The 15,157-nt window shown below is 70.3% G+C and carries 11 protein-coding genes; 5 read left to right on the plus strand and 6 right to left on the minus strand.

Going from position 1 to position 15,157, the window contains the following annotated elements; genetic code table 11:
* Nucleotide 1 precedes the first annotated feature (1 nt).
* The 3 genes from ACFWP7_RS00255 (at nucleotide 2) to ACFWP7_RS00265 (ending at nucleotide 5,841) form a co-directional block, all read left to right on the plus strand.
* The gene (locus ACFWP7_RS00255; RefSeq protein WP_384373515.1) at nucleotides 2-3,721 is read left to right on the plus strand and encodes an ABC transporter ATP-binding protein; all 3,720 of its coding nucleotides are present in this window, start codon (nucleotides 2-4) and stop codon (nucleotides 3,719-3,721) included.
* A gap of 84 nt (nucleotides 3,722-3,805) precedes the next feature.
* The gene (locus tag ACFWP7_RS00260) at nucleotides 3,806-4,195 is read left to right on the plus strand and encodes a hypothetical protein (protein ID WP_384373518.1); all 390 of its coding nucleotides are present in this window, start codon (nucleotides 3,806-3,808) and stop codon (nucleotides 4,193-4,195) included.
* Between the two features lie 185 nt (nucleotides 4,196-4,380).
* Nucleotides 4,381-5,841, plus strand: coding sequence for a S28 family serine protease (locus ACFWP7_RS00265; RefSeq protein WP_384373521.1), 1,461 nt, complete (start codon nucleotides 4,381-4,383; stop codon nucleotides 5,839-5,841).
* Between the two features lie 54 nt (nucleotides 5,842-5,895).
* On the opposite strand, the gene ACFWP7_RS00270 is transcribed toward ACFWP7_RS00265, so the two are convergent.
* The 3 genes from ACFWP7_RS00270 to ACFWP7_RS00280 form a co-directional block, all read right to left on the minus strand.
* A complete protein-coding gene (locus ACFWP7_RS00270) occupies nucleotides 5,896-6,516 on the minus strand; it encodes a hypothetical protein (RefSeq protein ID WP_384374094.1) in 621 nt (206 codons plus the stop codon).
* A 219-nt stretch (nucleotides 6,517-6,735) separates the two neighbouring features.
* Nucleotides 6,736-8,565 (minus strand): glycoside hydrolase family 3 protein, encoded by a 1,830-nt coding sequence (locus tag ACFWP7_RS00275; protein ID WP_384373524.1) that lies wholly within the window; start codon nucleotides 8,563-8,565, stop codon nucleotides 6,736-6,738.
* 544 nt (nucleotides 8,566-9,109) lie between these two features.
* A complete protein-coding gene (locus ACFWP7_RS00280; protein WP_384374097.1) occupies nucleotides 9,110-10,027 on the minus strand; it encodes a LysR family transcriptional regulator in 918 nt (305 codons plus the stop codon).
* 131 nt (nucleotides 10,028-10,158) lie between these two features.
* Between ACFWP7_RS00280 and ACFWP7_RS00285 the strand changes: the two genes are divergently transcribed.
* Nucleotides 10,159-11,121, plus strand: coding sequence for an EamA family transporter (locus ACFWP7_RS00285; protein ID WP_384373527.1), 963 nt, complete (start codon nucleotides 10,159-10,161; stop codon nucleotides 11,119-11,121).
* An 82-nt stretch (nucleotides 11,122-11,203) separates the two neighbouring features.
* On the opposite strand, the gene ACFWP7_RS00290 is transcribed toward ACFWP7_RS00285, so the two are convergent.
* Nucleotides 11,204-12,418, minus strand: a complete 1,215-nt coding sequence (locus tag ACFWP7_RS00290; protein ID WP_384373530.1) for a glycoside hydrolase family 18 protein — start codon at nucleotides 12,416-12,418, stop codon at nucleotides 11,204-11,206.
* A gap of 181 nt (nucleotides 12,419-12,599) precedes the next feature.
* The gene (gene hemC / locus ACFWP7_RS00295; protein ID WP_384373533.1) at nucleotides 12,600-13,535 is read right to left on the minus strand and encodes a hydroxymethylbilane synthase; all 936 of its coding nucleotides are present in this window, start codon (nucleotides 13,533-13,535) and stop codon (nucleotides 12,600-12,602) included.
* Nucleotides 13,536-13,591: 56 nt separating this feature from the next.
* Here hemC and ACFWP7_RS00300 point away from each other — a divergent pair, with 56 nt between their 5' ends.
* Complete coding sequence (locus ACFWP7_RS00300) at nucleotides 13,592-14,113, plus strand: AAA family ATPase (protein WP_384373536.1); 522 nt, start codon at nucleotides 13,592-13,594, stop codon at nucleotides 14,111-14,113.
* Between the two features lie 83 nt (nucleotides 14,114-14,196).
* Here the strand turns inward: ACFWP7_RS00300 and ACFWP7_RS00305 are convergent, their stop codons facing one another.
* The gene (locus ACFWP7_RS00305) at nucleotides 14,197-15,135 is read right to left on the minus strand and encodes a LysR family transcriptional regulator (RefSeq protein ID WP_384373539.1); all 939 of its coding nucleotides are present in this window, start codon (nucleotides 15,133-15,135) and stop codon (nucleotides 14,197-14,199) included.
* Between the last annotated feature and the right edge of the window lie 22 nt (nucleotides 15,136-15,157).

Raw genomic sequence — 15,157 nt, forward strand, 5'->3', positions numbered from 1 at the left:
CGTGGCAGCGCAAGGGGGATGGGCACGGCGACTCGCCGGGTACGCGTGGCGGCACCCGAGGGAAGTCGTGCTCGCGCTCGGTTCCTCCTTGGCCGGTATGGCCGTACTGGCGCTCGTCCCGTTGATCACCAAGGTGATCATCGACGACGTGGTCGGGAACCACACCAGGGACATGGCCCCCTGGGCGGGCGCACTGATCGGCGCCGCCTCCCTCGTGTACGTCTTCACCTATATCCGCCGCTACTACGGCGGCCGCCTCGCCCTCGACGTCCAGCACGACCTCCGTACGGCGATGTACGCGACGATCACCCGGCTCGACGGGCGCCGTCAGGACGAACTGTCCACCGGGCAGGTCGTCGGACGCGCCACCAGCGACCTCCAGCTGATCCAGGGCCTCCTCTTCATGCTGCCGATGACCATCGGCAACGTGCTTCTCTTCCTGATCTCGCTCGCGATCATGGCCTGGCTGTCCCTCCCGCTCACCCTCGTCGCGCTCGCCGTCGCGCCCGCTCTGTGGGTGGTCGCCAAGCGGAGCCGCTCCAGGCTCCACCCGTCCACCTGGTACGCGCAGGCCCAGGCGGCCGCCGTCGCGGGTGTGGTCGACGGCGCCGTCAGCGGCGTACGGGTGGTGAAGGGCTTCGGACAGGAGGAGCAGGAGACCGGGAAGCTCCGGGAGGTCGGGCGCAGGCTCTTCGCGGGGCGGCTGCGGACGATCCGGCTGAACTCCAGGTACACCCCGGCCCTCCAGGCCGTCCCCGCCCTCGGCCAGGTCGCGATGCTCGCGCTTGGCGGCTGGCTCGCGGTGCGCGGGCAGGTCACGCTGGGTACGTTCGTCGCGTTCTCCTCGTACCTCTCGCAGCTGGTCGGGCCCGTGCGGATGCTCGCCGTGGTGCTGACCGTCGGGCAGCAGGCCCGTGCCGGTGCCGAGCGCGTGCTCGAACTCATCGACACCGAGCCGTCGATCAAGGACGGGACGAAGATCCTGCCAGCCGACGCGCCCGCGACCGTCGAGTTCGACGACGTGTCCTTCGGATACGAGGAGGGGCGGCCGGTTCTCGACGGGCTGAGCTTCGAGATCCGCCCGGGCGAGACCCTCGCCGTCGTCGGTTCCTCCGGCTCCGGCAAGTCGACCGTCTCGCTGCTGCTGCCGCGCTTCTACGACGTGACGCGCGGCGCTGTTCTCGTCGGCGGCCACGATGTGCGCGAGCTGACCACGGAGTCGTTGCGGGCCGCGATCGGCCTCGTGCCCGAGGACTCCTTCCTCTTCTCCGACACCGTCCGCGCCAACATCGCGTACGGCCGCCCGGACGCGAGTGACGAGGAGATCGTGTCCGCCTCCCGTGCCGCTCAGGCGGACCGTTTCATCGCGGAGCTGCCGAACGGCTACGACACCAAGGTCGGCGAGCACGGCCTCACCCTCTCCGGCGGCCAGCGTCAGCGCGTCGCGCTCGCCCGCGCCATCCTCACCGACCCGCGCCTGCTCGTCCTCGACGACGCCACCTCCGCCGTGGACGCCCGGGTGGAGCACGAGATCCATGAGGCGCTCGGCCAGGTGATGCAGGGCCGCACCACGCTCCTCATCGCGCACCGCCGCTCCACCCTCAACCTCGCCGACCGCATCGCCGTACTCGAAGGCGGGCGGCTGGCAGACATCGGCACGCACGACGAACTCCAGCGGCGCTCCGCGCTGTACCGGCGGCTGCTGACGGACCCGGACGAGCTGGGCGGCGTCTCCCCGGGCCACGCCCTGCCGGTGGCGCCGCAGGAGGACACCTCCGTACGCGACGAGCTGGACGCCGAGTTCGACGCCGAGCGCGGGGTCACTCCCCGGCTGTGGACGGGCGATCGCGAGCCCAAGGACAACGCGCTCGCCGGGATGCCGGTCACCCCCGAACTCCTCACCCAGGTCGAGGCCTTGCCCCCGGCCACCGACACCCCGGGCATCGACGAGGCACGGGCGGTCACGCCTGAGGAGTCGTACGGACTGCGGCGGTTGCTGCGCGGCTTCGGGGCGCCGTTGCTGATCAGCCTCGGTCTTGTCGCCGTCGACGCCGGCATGAGTCTGCTGCTGCCCGTGCTGATCCGGCACGGCATCGACCAGGGTGTCTCCGAGGTCGCGCTCGGCGCGGTGTGGGCGGCGTCCGGTCTTGCGCTGGTCACGGTGCTCGTCCAGTGGGCGGCGCAGATCGGCGAGACACGGATGACCGGACGGACCGGGGAGCGGGTCCTGTACTCGCTCCGACTGAAGATCTTCGCGCAGCTGCAACGCCTCGGACTCGACTACTACGAGCGGGAGTTGACCGGGCGGATCATGACCCGGATGACGACGGACGTGGACGCGCTGTCCACGTTCCTGCAGACCGGTCTCGTCACCGCCTTCGTCTCCGTCGTCACCTTCTTCGGCATCCTGGCCGCGCTGTTGGTGATCGACGTACAGCTGGCGCTGGTCGTCTTCGTGACGCTGCCGCCGCTGATCGTCGGCACCTTCTTCTTCCGCCGGGCGAGTGTGAAGGCGTACGAACTCGCCCGCGAGCGGGTGTCGTTGGTCAACGCCGAACTTCAGGAGTCGGTCTCCGGGCTGCGGATCCTCCAGGCGTTCCGGCGTGAGGGCTCGGGCGTGCGGCGGTTCACGGAGGGCAGTGACAGCTACCGTCAGGCACGCAGGCGCGGGCAGTGGCTGATCTCCGTGTACTTCCCCTTCGTACAGCTGCTGTCGTCGGTGGCCGGCGCGGCGGTGCTCGTGGTGGGTGCGCAGCGTGTCGACGCCGGGACGCTCACGACCGGCGCGCTGGTGGCGTACCTCCTCTACATCGACCTGTTCTTCGCGCCCGTGCAGCAGCTCTCGCAGGTCTTCGACGGCTACCAGCAGGCGACCGTGTCGCTGGGCAGGATCCAGGAGCTGCTGCAGGAGCCGACCTCGACGAAGGCCGCGGACGAGCCGCTGAAGGTGTCCTCCCTGCGGGGCGAAATCGCCTTCGAGGACGTCGACTTCGCGTACGGCGACGCCGAAGAGGCCCTCAGCGGGGTGTCGTTGACCATTCCCGCCGGGCAGACCGTCGCCTTCGTCGGGGAGACCGGCGCGGGCAAGTCGACGCTCGTGAAACTGGTCGCCCGCTTCTACGACCCGACCGGCGGGCGGGTGACCGTCGACGGCAAGGATCTGAGGTCGCTGGACCTGACCTCCTACCGGCACCGGCTCGGCGTCGTCCCCCAGGAGGCCTACCTCTTCCGGGGGACGGTCCGGGATGCCATCGCGTACGGGCGTCCCGACGCGACCGACGCCCAGGTGGAGGCCGCCGCCCGCGCGGTCGGCGCGCACGACATGATCGCCACGCTCGACGGCGGCTACCTCCACGAGGTCGCCGAGCGCGGCCGCAACCTGTCCGCCGGACAGCGCCAGCTGATCGCGCTGGCCCGCGCCGAACTCGTCGACCCGGACATCCTGCTCCTCGACGAGGCCACCGCCGCCCTGGACCTGGCCTCGGAGGCACTGGTCAACCAGGCCACCGACCGGATCGCGGGCCGCCGTACGACCCTCGTCGTCGCCCACCGGCTGACGACGGCCGCACGCGCGGACCGGGTCGTGCTCATGGACCACGGCCGGGTCGCCGAGGACGGCACCCACGAGGAGCTGCTCGCGCTGGGCGGCCGGTACGCCGAGTTGTGGCGGACCTTCGTCGGGGCGCCCGAGCCGGGAGAGCCCGTCGGCCACCCGGCCTGACCCCCTCGCGCAACCATTCGACAGGCGTCGTGCGTCCGTACACCAGTACGCGCATAGGGTTGCGGTACGGGAGGGACGACAGTGGTGGACAGTGCTGCGGTACGCCGGCGGACGGCGCTCGGCGCTGCCGTGCTGACCGCGTCCGTACTGCTCGCGCTGGTGAGCCCCGGCAGCGCGGAGGCCGCGGCCTCGTCCTGCGCGGGGCGCAAGGTCCGCACGCTGCCCTTCTCGACCGGATCCGTGCAGGTCTACAAGCGCGGCGGCTACATCTGCGCCATGACCTTCGCCAGGACGCCGGGGCCCCGCAAGAAGATGTCCGTCAGCGTGCAGGCGCGTGGGGGTCGGCCGGTGGTCGACGACGGGCTCTTCTCGCACCGCGCGGGCCCGGTGACGGTCCATGCGGGGCGGCGCTGCGTGTGGTTCAAGGGCTCCGTCGGCGGGGGGTCGGTGAGTTCGGGCTGGATTCTCTGCTGAGCGCTCCGGATGCTCTGCTCGGCGCGCCGGATCCTCTGCCCGGCGATCCGGATCGCTCAGCAGAATGATCTCGATTCTCGGCCGATTCACCACATACCCACAGGGTTCGCGCAATTGCCCCTGGTGTCACGCGAGTTGCTCCGCTAGGTTCCGGCGGACATCTGCGTTACTCCAGGGGAGGGTGCATGCGCAAGGCGCTCAGATGGCTGCTGGCGCTCACGGTGCTCATAGGCACGTTGAGCACGGCCGGGGCGGCCACCGCCGCCCAGCCGGAGGCCACCACCGGCACCACAGGTACGGCAAGTACAGCTAGTACAGACATACTGGACCGGCTTCTCGCGATACCCGGGATGAGCCTCGTCCAGGAGAAGCCGTACACCGGCTACCGCTTCTTCGTACTCAACTACACCCAGCCGATCGACCACCGGCACCCGTCCAAGGGCACGTTCCAGCAGCGCATCACCGTGCTGCACAAGGACACCGCGCGCCCGACGGTCTTCTACACCGGCGGCTACTTCGTCTCCACGACCCCCAGCCGCCGCGAGCCCACCCAGATCGTGGACGGCAACCAGGTCTCGATGGAGTACCGCTTCTTCACTCCGTCCCGGCCCGACCCGGCCGACTGGTCCAAGCTCGACATCTGGCAGGCGGCCAGCGACCAGCACCGCATCTTCCAGGCCCTCAAGCCGATCTACGACAAGAAGTGGATCTCCACGGGCGGCTCGAAGGGCGGCATGACCGCCACGTACTACGAGCGTTTCTACCCGCGTGACATGGACGGCGTCGTCGCGTACGTCGCGCCCAACGACGTGGTGAACAACGAGGACTCGGCGTACGACACCTTCTTCGAGAACGTCGGCACCAAGGAGTGCCGCGACAGGCTGAACGCCGTGCAGCGCGAGGCGCTGGTACGCCGGGAACCGCTGGAGAAGACGTACGCGGCCTACGCCGCCGAGAACGGGTACACCTTCACCACGATCGGCAGCCTCGACAGGGCGTACGAGGCGGTCGTCCTCGACTACGTGTGGGGCTTCTGGCAGTACAGCCTGCTCGCCGACTGCGACACCATCCCGGCGGACGCGGTGAACGCCACGGACGAGGAGATCTGGACCTCCATCGACACGATCTCCGGGTTCTCCTTCTACACGGACCAGGGCCTGGAGCCGTACACGCCGTACTACTACCAGGCGGGTACGCAGCTCGGTGCGCCCACCATCGACTTCCCGCACATCGAGTCCAGCCTGATCCACTACGGCTACCAGCCGCCGCGGAACTTCGTGCCGCGGGACATCTCCATGAAGTTCCAGCCGTCGGCGATGCGTGACGTGGACTCCTGGGTCAAGAACAACGCCAACCACATGCTGTACGTCTACGGCCAGAACGACCCGTGGGGCGCCGAGCGCTTCCGCCTCGGCAAGGGCGCGCACGACAGTTACGTCTTCACGGCACCCGGCCTGAACCACGGCGCCAACGTCGCGGGCCTCGTCGCGGACGAGAAGGCCCTCGCCACCTCCCGCATCCTGCAGTGGGCGGGCGTCGCCTCGGCCACCGTCCAGGCGGACCCGTCGGCGGCCAAGCCGCTCGCGAAGTTCGACGCGAAGCTGGACACGCGTGACGTGGAGCGCGAGCCCGCGTTGCGGCCGTAACTCCCGGACCGCTCCAGTAGGCAAGTAGGCAACGTCGGTGCTGCGTCCGCCCGTTCAGTAGACCGGGCGGGCGCAGCCCACCGGCCTGGTGCCGCCGAGCTGGACGTACAGCTCCGTGGAGGCCGGGCACTGGGAGCGGTCCTCGACCGACGACATCACCTTGTACTCCGGCGGTTTCCTCCCCTTGCCGTCGCACGCGGTCTCGCGGACCTGGCCGCTGCCGGAGCTGTAGACGCAGTCACCGACGACGGTGCGCGGGCCTCCGCCGCCGCCCGGGTCGCCGGGGTGCGGGGGTTCGAGCTTGCGCATACAGGCGTAGCCCTGCGGGATCACGCCGTCGCCGTCCTCGTCGGAGTCGGGACGCATCTCGCTGATGTGCAGGACGAAGTCCGTGTTCGCGGGGCAGGAGGGGCCGTCCGCCACCTTGCCGTCGTAGCGGGCCACCACCCGCGCGGCCGCCCGTTCGCTGGTGCAGGGCACCTCGGTGAAGCTGGTCGTCCCGAAGGAACTGCACTCCTCGACGCCGAGGAACACCGCGCCGTAGCCCGCGGGCGCCGTCGACGCCGTACCCCCGGAGGCTCCGGACGCGGACGGCTCGGACGGCCCGGACGAGGTCGACAGCGCGTCACAGCCGACGAGTCCCGACACCACCAGCACACACGCCGGCACGCACATCAGCACCCGCGTCGGCAATGTGCGCAGCACGGCACGTGCACTCCGCATGGTTCGCATGGCAATCCCCCCGGTACCCCAACCCAGCGTGACCCGCGACAGCGGGCCACGCCAGGCGTACGGGGGGCTTTGCGCCACTTGGTGTGGGTCCGCCGGGTGTGCGGCGTACGCGCCGTACGTCGGATGACTCGTTCGTACGACACCCCCTGTCCGGCTGTCCGACTAGTACCGCAACCCGTACCCGATCGGATACAGCACCTGCGCCGGATCGTCCGCCCGCTGGACCGGTACCGGTAGCCCGCCCCGTGGCTCCGCGCGGCCCGCGATCACCCGGGCCGCCGCGCGCAGTTCGACGTCGGTCCAGGAGTATGCCGCCAAGTAGGCAGGAACGTCCGGAAGTTGGGCCACGTCGTACGGGTTGCGGATGGCGACCGCGATCACCGGGACGCCCGTGGCGAGGAGTTGGGCGACGAGGGTCTTCTGGGAGCTGGTCGCCGTCACGTTGTACGTCCCGACGACCACCGCGTCCGCGTCGCCGGCCGCCGCGACCGCGCGGGCGATCGTCGCGGCCGAGGGGGCGGTGCCGGTGGACAGTGCCGTCGCCGAGAAGCCCAGCTCGGTGAGGGCGGTGGCGAGGACCCTGGTGGGCGGTCCGTCGGTGCCGGACGGGGAGGCCGGGTCGGCGCCGACGACCAGCACCTTGGGGAAGCGCCGCCGGGAGAGCGGCAGCAGGTCCTCCTCGTTGACGAGCAGGGTGGTCGTGCGCTCGGCGATCCGGTCCGCGGTCCTGAGGTGCGCCGCCGTGCCGACGGCCCTGTCGACACCGGCGTCGGTGACGTAGGGGTTCCTGAGCAGCCCCAGCTTCGACTTGAGACGCAGGACGCGCAGGATCGACTCGTCGAGGCGTGCCTCGGTCAGCTCGCCGCCCCGCACGGCCCTGAGGACGGCGTTCCAGGCGATGTCGAGGGAGGGCGGGTTGAGGAGCTGGTCGACACCGGCCTTGAGGGCCAGTACGGGGACGCGGTCGTCGCCGTACTTCGTGCGCACCCCCTCCATGCCGAGCGAGTCGGTCACCACGAGACCGTCGTAGCCGAGTTCCCCGCGCAGGATGCCGGTGAGGATCGTCGGCGAGAGGGTGGCCGGATCACCGGAGCCGTCCAGCGCCGGGACCATGATGTGCGCGGTCATGATCGAGTCGATGCCGGCGCGGATGGCCGCCCGGAAGGGCGTGGCGTCCAGGGTCTCCCACAGCTCCCGGCTGTGCGTGATGACCGGGAAGCCGTAGTGGCTGTCGACGGCGGTGTCCCCGTGCCCCGGGAAGTGCTTGGCCGTGGACGCCACGCCGGCCCCCTGATACCCCGTCACCTGGGCGGCGACCAGCTCCGCCACGGCGTCCGGGTCGGCGCCGAAGGAACGTACGCCGATCACCGGGTTGGCCGGGTTGACGTTCACGTCGGCGACCGGGGCGTAGTCCTGGCGGATGCCGAGCGCGTGCAGTTCGACGCCGGCGATCCGGCCGGCCGTGCGGGCGTCGCCCCGCGAGCCGCCCGCGCCCAGCGCCATCGCGCCGGGGAGCAGCGTCGCGGGCTTGCCCACCCGTGCCACTATCCCGTGCTCCTGATCGGTGGAGATGAGGACGGGCAGCCCGCGGGGCTGTGCGAGTGAGGCCTGCTGGATCCCGTTCGACAGGGCCGCGATCTGGTGCGGATCACGGGTGTTGTGCGCCCAGGCGAAGTAGATGATCCCGCCGACGCGATACCTGGCGATCAGCTCGGCCGCCGTCCTGACGCCGATCTCCTTGAGATTGGCATCGATGTCGGCCTGGTCGGGCGCGGTCGCCGAGTGCCCGTACACCCGCATCACGAAGAGCTGGCCGACCTTCTCCTCCAGCGTCATACCGGAGATGAGGGCGCGGAGTTCGGTGTCGTCGTGTGGGCCGGTGCCGGCGTACGCGCCCGTACCGCCGGCGAGGGCGGCGGTGACGCCCGCCGTGGCGGCGAGAACGGTACGTCTGGACGGTCGTGCCGTGCTTCCCGTGCTGGAGTCGCGCACGTGGCGCTCCTTCCCTCGTGAAGGAAACTTCCGAGGAGTCACGAATATCCGGGAAGTTTCTTCCAGTCAAGGGTGCGCACATTGACGCGCGGCGGGGTTGTGGTGGGGCCGCCACCGGCGCTGTTGGAGGGGGGCGCGCCGGTGACGGCATGCTGCCGGCCGCAAGTGGCGGAGAGGGTAAGTCAGCTTTCGCAGCCAGCAGCGAGGCCGACACCACTCTGCGGAGACTCATCCAGCAGCGTGGAGGTTGGACGAAGGGGAGGGGGTCCGGGTTCCCCGGAATGCGCGGATGGTCGGAAGTTGGGGTGGGGGGTTCGGGTGGGGGAGAGGGGCCGCTATAACCGTCCTGGCTGTGGGCATGCGTGCCGCTCTGCGGCCGACTTAGCTGTGGGCATGCGTGCCGCTAGGGGCGGCGCCCGTCCCAAAGGAGCGGCACCCCGTACAGCGCCGGGCTGCGCGACCCACCCTGGCCTCCGCCCCCACGCGGGGCAACCGGTAACGCCCCTGACCTCAGCCTCCCACCGGGCACCCGGAAAGCAGCGCCTCAGTGAGAATCGTGCTCCGACACCGCGGGCCAGTGCGCCTGGAGTGTCCGGACCATCTCCGCGATGGCGGGCCGCCGCGTCGCCCCCGTACGCCACAGCGCGTACAGCCGCCGTACGGGCACGGGATCGAGCGAGACTTCGACGACCCCGTCGGGAAGCGGCCCCCGCCCCAGCCGGGGGATGAGCGTGACCCCCAGCCCCGCCGCGACCAGCGCGACCAGCGTCGGGTTCTCTTCCGCCTGATGGGCGATGTCCGGCTCGCACCCCGCCGCCCGCAGCGTCCGTACGAGCCAGTCGTGGCACACCCGCCCCGGCGGCTGACAGATCCACCGCTCACCCTTGAGATCCTCCCGCCGCACGGCCGCCCGCCCGGCGAACGGATGCCCGGTAGGCACCAGCAGATCGCAGGGGTCGTCCCCGATCACCGCCTGCTCCAGCCCTTCGGGGGCGGGCAACCGGGCGATGTCCCAGTCGTGGGCCACGGCCACGTCCATGGCACCCTTGGCGACCAGATCGACGGACAGGTGCGGATCGATCTCGGTCAGCCGGGTGTCCAGCGCGGGATGCCGCCGCGCGAGATCCGCGAGTACGCCGGGCATCAGCCCTCGCGCCGCCGACGCGAACGCCGCCACGCCGAGCCGTCCGGCCGGCAGCCCCCGCCGCTCCTCCAGCTCGATCTCCGCCCGCTCCACAATCGCCAGCAACTCCCTTGCGGTGGCGGCAAGTTGCTCGGCCTGCTCGGTGAGCCGTACGCCACGCCCCTGACGTTCGAGGAGTACGGTCCTGGTCTCCCGCTCCAGTTTCGCGATCTGCTGGGACACGGCCGAGGGTGTGTACCCGAGTGCGGCAGCGGCGGCGCCGACGGTGCCGTGGACGGAGACGGCGTGCAGGGCGCGCAGCCGTTGGAGATCGAGCACGGGGCCTCCCGGGGTGGCGGTGACGTAGCCGCATCGCAGGCGACGTACCCACATCGCATAAGCATCGCTACATCCAACCATGCAGAAATCGGTGCTGGTGCTACATGGTGTGAAGGCCCGATGCTCGACCCATGCGACCCACCCACATTTCCCTCGCCGTCCTCGTCGCCGCCGTCTGGGGCGTGAACTTCACGGTCATCGAGGTCGGCCTCGACCACTTCCCGCCCCTGCTCTTCTCAGCCCTCCGCTTCCTGGTGGCCGCACTGCCCGCGGTCTTCTTCGTGGGCCGCCCGAAGGTGGCGTGGAAGTGGATCGTGACGGTGGGTCTGGTGCTGGGGGTCGCGAAGTTCGGGCTTCTCTTCATCGGCATGGACGCGGGCATGCCGGCCGGCCTGTCCTCCCTGGTAATCCAGATCCAGGCGGTGTTCACGGCCCTGTTCGCCATCGCGTTCCTCGGTGAACGCCTCACCCGCGTAAGGCTGTTGGGCATGGCGGTGGCCCTGTGCGGGGTGGGCCTGGCGGCCGTGGACGAGGGCACGGCCGGCCCCGTCGGCGCCTTCGCCCTGGTCATGGTGGCCGCGGCCTGCTGGGGCGTGTCCAACGTCCTCACCCGCAAGGCGTCCCCGCCGGACTCGCTGAACTTCATGGTGTGGGTCAGCACCGTTCCCGTACTGCCGCTGCTCGGCCTCTCCCTCCTCACCGAGGGCCCGTCCCGCGACCTCGACGCGCTACGCGCCCTGGACTGGCAGGGCGCGGGTGTCGTTGTCTACGTCGCCTGGATCACGACGGTCTTCGGCTTCGGCGCGTGGGGCTGGCTGCTGCACCGCCACCCGGCGTCCACGGTGGCGCCGTTCTCCCTCCTGGTCCCGGTCTTCGGGATGTCGTCCGCGGCGCTCTTCCTGGGCGAGACGATCAGCCCGTTGCGGTGGGGAGCGGCGGCGTTGCTGGTGGGCGGAGTGGGGCTGACGTCGGTGGTGAGGCGGCCCGGGGCAGGGGGAAGGCCCGGGGTGGCTGGAGAGTCCGGGGTGGGGGAAGCGAAGGCGCAGGCAAGGGGGGCTTCCCCCTTGCCTGCGCGAGCCGACGTGTCGTCATGACCCCGCTTATGGGGTGCTCCCGCTGGGTCCCAGCGGTTCTCACTCGTTCCCGCTGGGGCCCGGTGGTTCTCGCCGGCCCGAGTTACTTCAGCCGGAACGGCGCCGACATCGCCGTCAGCATGCTGTGGTCGGCGTCGTCGTCGGACAATTCCCACATGAAGGTGCCCAACAACCCGCTCTGCTCGGCGTAACGGGCCCTGATGCCGATCGACGCCGGATCCTCGTAGCTCACGAACTTCCGCTCGGCGGCGTTGTACAGCCACGGGGACTGCGCCTGCGGACTCCAGTACCGCTGCCAGGCCGGGTCGTCGAGCAGCGGCTCGATCGAGTGCCAGCCGCCGACCTCGAACGTGGACTCGTACGTCTGGTACAGACCGTGGTTCTCGCCCTCCTCGTTCACCACGACGCCGCGGCCGTAGAACGGAGTGCCCAGCACGAGACGGTTGGCGGGGACGCCGTGCAGCCGGTAGTAGGCCACCGCGCCGGTCACGTTGTTCCAGCTCTTGTCCGGCTGTGCCATCGGGTCGGCGGACACCGGCCGCATCGGGGCGTTGAAGGTGGACACCGGTGAGAATCCGGTGCCCATGTCGTAGGTCATGAGGTTGATGAAGTCCAGGAGCTTGGCCAGCTTGCCGAGTTCGAAGCTTTTCGCCGGGTCGTAGGCCCCGTCGGTCTGCAGCCGTCCCGTGGGAAGCGCGGCCGTCACCTCGTACCGCTTGCCGTCCTCCTGGCCGCGCTTGTCGATCTGGGTGCGGAACTCCTGCGTCAGCAGGGTCATGTTCCGGCGGTCCTCGGGCCGGTCGGTGATCTCCGTCGGGCCGCCGTAGACCGGGAACTCCCAGTCGAGGTCGACTCCGTCGAAGCTGCCACGGTAGGTGGAGAAGAACAGATCCAGACAGGAACTCACGAACGTCTGTCGGGAAGCGGCGGTGAGCGCGGCGTCGGAGAACCCGGCCGCACCCCAGCCGCCGATGGAGATCAGCGTGCGGAGCTGGGGGTGTTCACGCTTCAGCTCCGCCAGCTCCGCGAAATCCTGCGCGGCTGACGGCTGAATTGTGCACTTTCCCTGGTCGATCGTCGAGAATGCGTAGAATAGATGGGTTATTCGGTCAGCGGGAATCTGCGATACGGGATACGACTCGCTGTTCCATCCCGCGTAGTACGCGCCGATTACCGGACGCGGCTCCGCGGGTGCTGTCGCGGGTGCTGTGGCGGCAGCTGTATCGGCTCCGACCAGGCACGCCGCCGACGCCAGGCATGTCAGCAACAAGGCCCGCATTCGGCGGAATCGCAACATTCATTACCTCCATGAAGAGTGGGTAATGGTCACGGTAGCGGGCTGGGCGGGCAGGCAGGTATTTTCACCGCGAAGGGCGGAGAATTCGGGAGCGTACGAGTGCCTGGCGCATTGAGTTCGCCTCCCGATTCGGATATTCACGTTCCTCTGAGGCGTTTACGGCCCAGGTGGGGGCGAAACGTCAGTGAGGGATGCCGTCGATGAGTTCGCGGGCGCCCTGGCGCAGGAGGGCGACGGCGACGGAGGTGCCCAGGGTCGCGGGATCGAGGCGGCCCGCCCACTCGTGGGCGTTGAGTACGGTCTTGCCGTCCGGGGTGAACACACAGGCCCGCAGGGACAGTTCGCCGCCGCGCTCGGACTTCGCGTAGCCGGCGATCGGCGAGTTGCAGTGGCCCTGGAGGACGTGCAGGAACATGCGCTCGGCGGTGGCCTCACGGTGCGTGGCCGGATCGCCGAGGCCGCTGACGGTGTCGATCACCGCCGTGTCGCCCTCGCGGCACTGGAGGGCCAGGATGCCCGCGCCGATCGGCGGCATCAGCGTCTCCGGCGACAGGATCTCGGTGATCACGTCCACTCGCCCGATGCGCTCCAGGCCGGACACCGCGAGCAGCAGCGCGTCCGCCTCACCGGCCGCCAGTTTCTCCAGACGCCGGTTGGCATTCCCGCGGAACGGCACGCAGTCCAGGTGCGGATGGGAGGCGGCGAGTTGCGCGACGCGGCGCACGGAGGAGGTGCCGACCCGGGTGCCCGGCGGCAGTTCGTCGAGGGTGAGCCCGCCGGGGTGGATCAGCGCGTCACGGATGTCGTCCCGCGCGAGGAAGGCGGCGAACATCGTCCCGGCCGGCAGTGGCCGGTCCGCCGGGATGTCCTTGACGCAGTGCACCGCGAGATCCGCCTCGCCCGCCAGCAGCGCGGCGTCAACCTCCTTGGTGAACGCCCCCTTGCCCTCGACCTGCGCCAGATCACCCATCCACTTGTCCCCGGTCGTCCTCACCGGGACGACCTCGGTACGGACACCGGGGTGCAGCACGGCCAACTCGGCGCGAACACGCTCCACTTGGGCCAGCGCCATGGGCGAGTCGCGGGAGACGATACGGAGGGTTTCCGGGGCGGACATGACGTTCACGATAGCGGCCCGACGGGCGGACCGACGCTCGCGTAGGGTCGTACGCCATGATCCTCTGGCTGAACGGCACCTTCGGCGCGGGCAAGACCACCACCGCGAAGGAACTGGCCTCCCGCATACCGGAGGCCAGGCTCTTCGACCCCGAACAGGTGGGGTACATGCTCTGGCACGTCCTGGGGAAGCCACGGGACTTCCAGGACTTCCCGCCGTGGCGCGGGCTGGTGGTCGAGACGGCACGCCAGGTCCTTGACCACGTGGGCGGAACGCTCGTCGTCCCGCAGACGGTCCTCAACGAGCGGTACTGGCACGAGATCCGCACGGGCTTCGCCAAGGCGGGCATCCCGGTACGCCACTACCTCCTCCACAGCGACCACGACACCCTCGTCCACCGCATCGAGACCGACACCGACCCCGAGAGCGCCGGCGCCCGTCAGTGGCGCCTGGACCACCTCGCCGACTACCAACGCGCCCTGCCCTGGCTCCGGGAGAAAGCGGAAGTCGTCGACACGACCGGCATCCCGCCGTCGCGGGTCGCAGAACTTGTCATCGCCGGGCGGGGGAACGGGTGAGTTGGTCCCGCTGGGCCCGGGTGCCAGGAATATGGTTCGACGGCTCCCGGAGGGAGCCGTCAAGACCCTGTGGGCCCGTGTACTCAGCTGACCAACTCGGCCGCCGTGGCGAGCAGTTGTTCCTGTACGGCGGTCAGTACGGGGTCGCCCTCGGACCCCGTACGTACCGCCATGAAGACGTTGCGGGTCGGTGGGGTGCCGTCGGGGGTCAGGAGGGCGAGGCGGCGGTGGGCGTACAGGGGGTGGACCATGCGGGGGATCAGGGCTACTCCCTGGCCTGCCTCGACCAGGGCGGCGAGTGCGCCCCAGTCGTTGACGGCATGGCGGATGTCGGGCGTGAAACCGGCCGCCGCGCAGATCGTGCGGGCGACCGCGCCGCAGCAGCTGTCGGCGTCGCCGACGATCCAGGGGTCGGTGGCGAGCTCGCGGAGCGCGACCCGGTCGCGGTCGGCGAGGCGGTGGCCGGACGGTACGGCGAGGTCGAGGACGTCGGTCAGCAGGTCGGTGCGGGCGTAGCGGAGGTCGGTGTGCGGGGGCGTGGCCGGGAAGTCCACGGCGACGGCGATGTCGACCTGGCCCGCGTCGAGGGCGGTGAACAGGTCGGGCGGCTGGGCCTCGACGACGTCGATACGGACGTGGGGCAGCCGCTCGGCGAGGGCGGCGAGCGTGTCGGGCAGGAGGCCGAGGATGCCGCTGGACAGGGCGCCGACGGTGACGGACGCCCGGCCGCCGCCCTCGCCGTAGGCGGCCAAGTCGGCGCGCGCCCGCTCCAGTTGGGCGGCGATGAGATCGGCGTGCGCCAGTAGTACCCGGGCCTGACCGGTCAGTCGTACGCCCCGGCCGTCGCGCTCGGTCAGTGGGACGCCGGCCTCGCGGGCGAGGGCGGCGATCTGCTGGGAGACCGCCGACGGGGTGAGGTGCAGGGCTTCCGCGGCCCGGGCGAGGCTGCCGCGCCGCTGGAGTTCGCGCAGGACGGTCAGTCGGCGGAGGTCCATGGTGAAGGTCTCGCTTACCTGTTCCACCCTGAAAGATTAACTGGACCGT

This window comes from Streptomyces sp. NPDC058470 (assembly GCF_042721055.1).
In the GTDB taxonomy this organism is placed as follows: domain Bacteria; phylum Actinomycetota; class Actinomycetes; order Streptomycetales; family Streptomycetaceae; genus Streptomyces.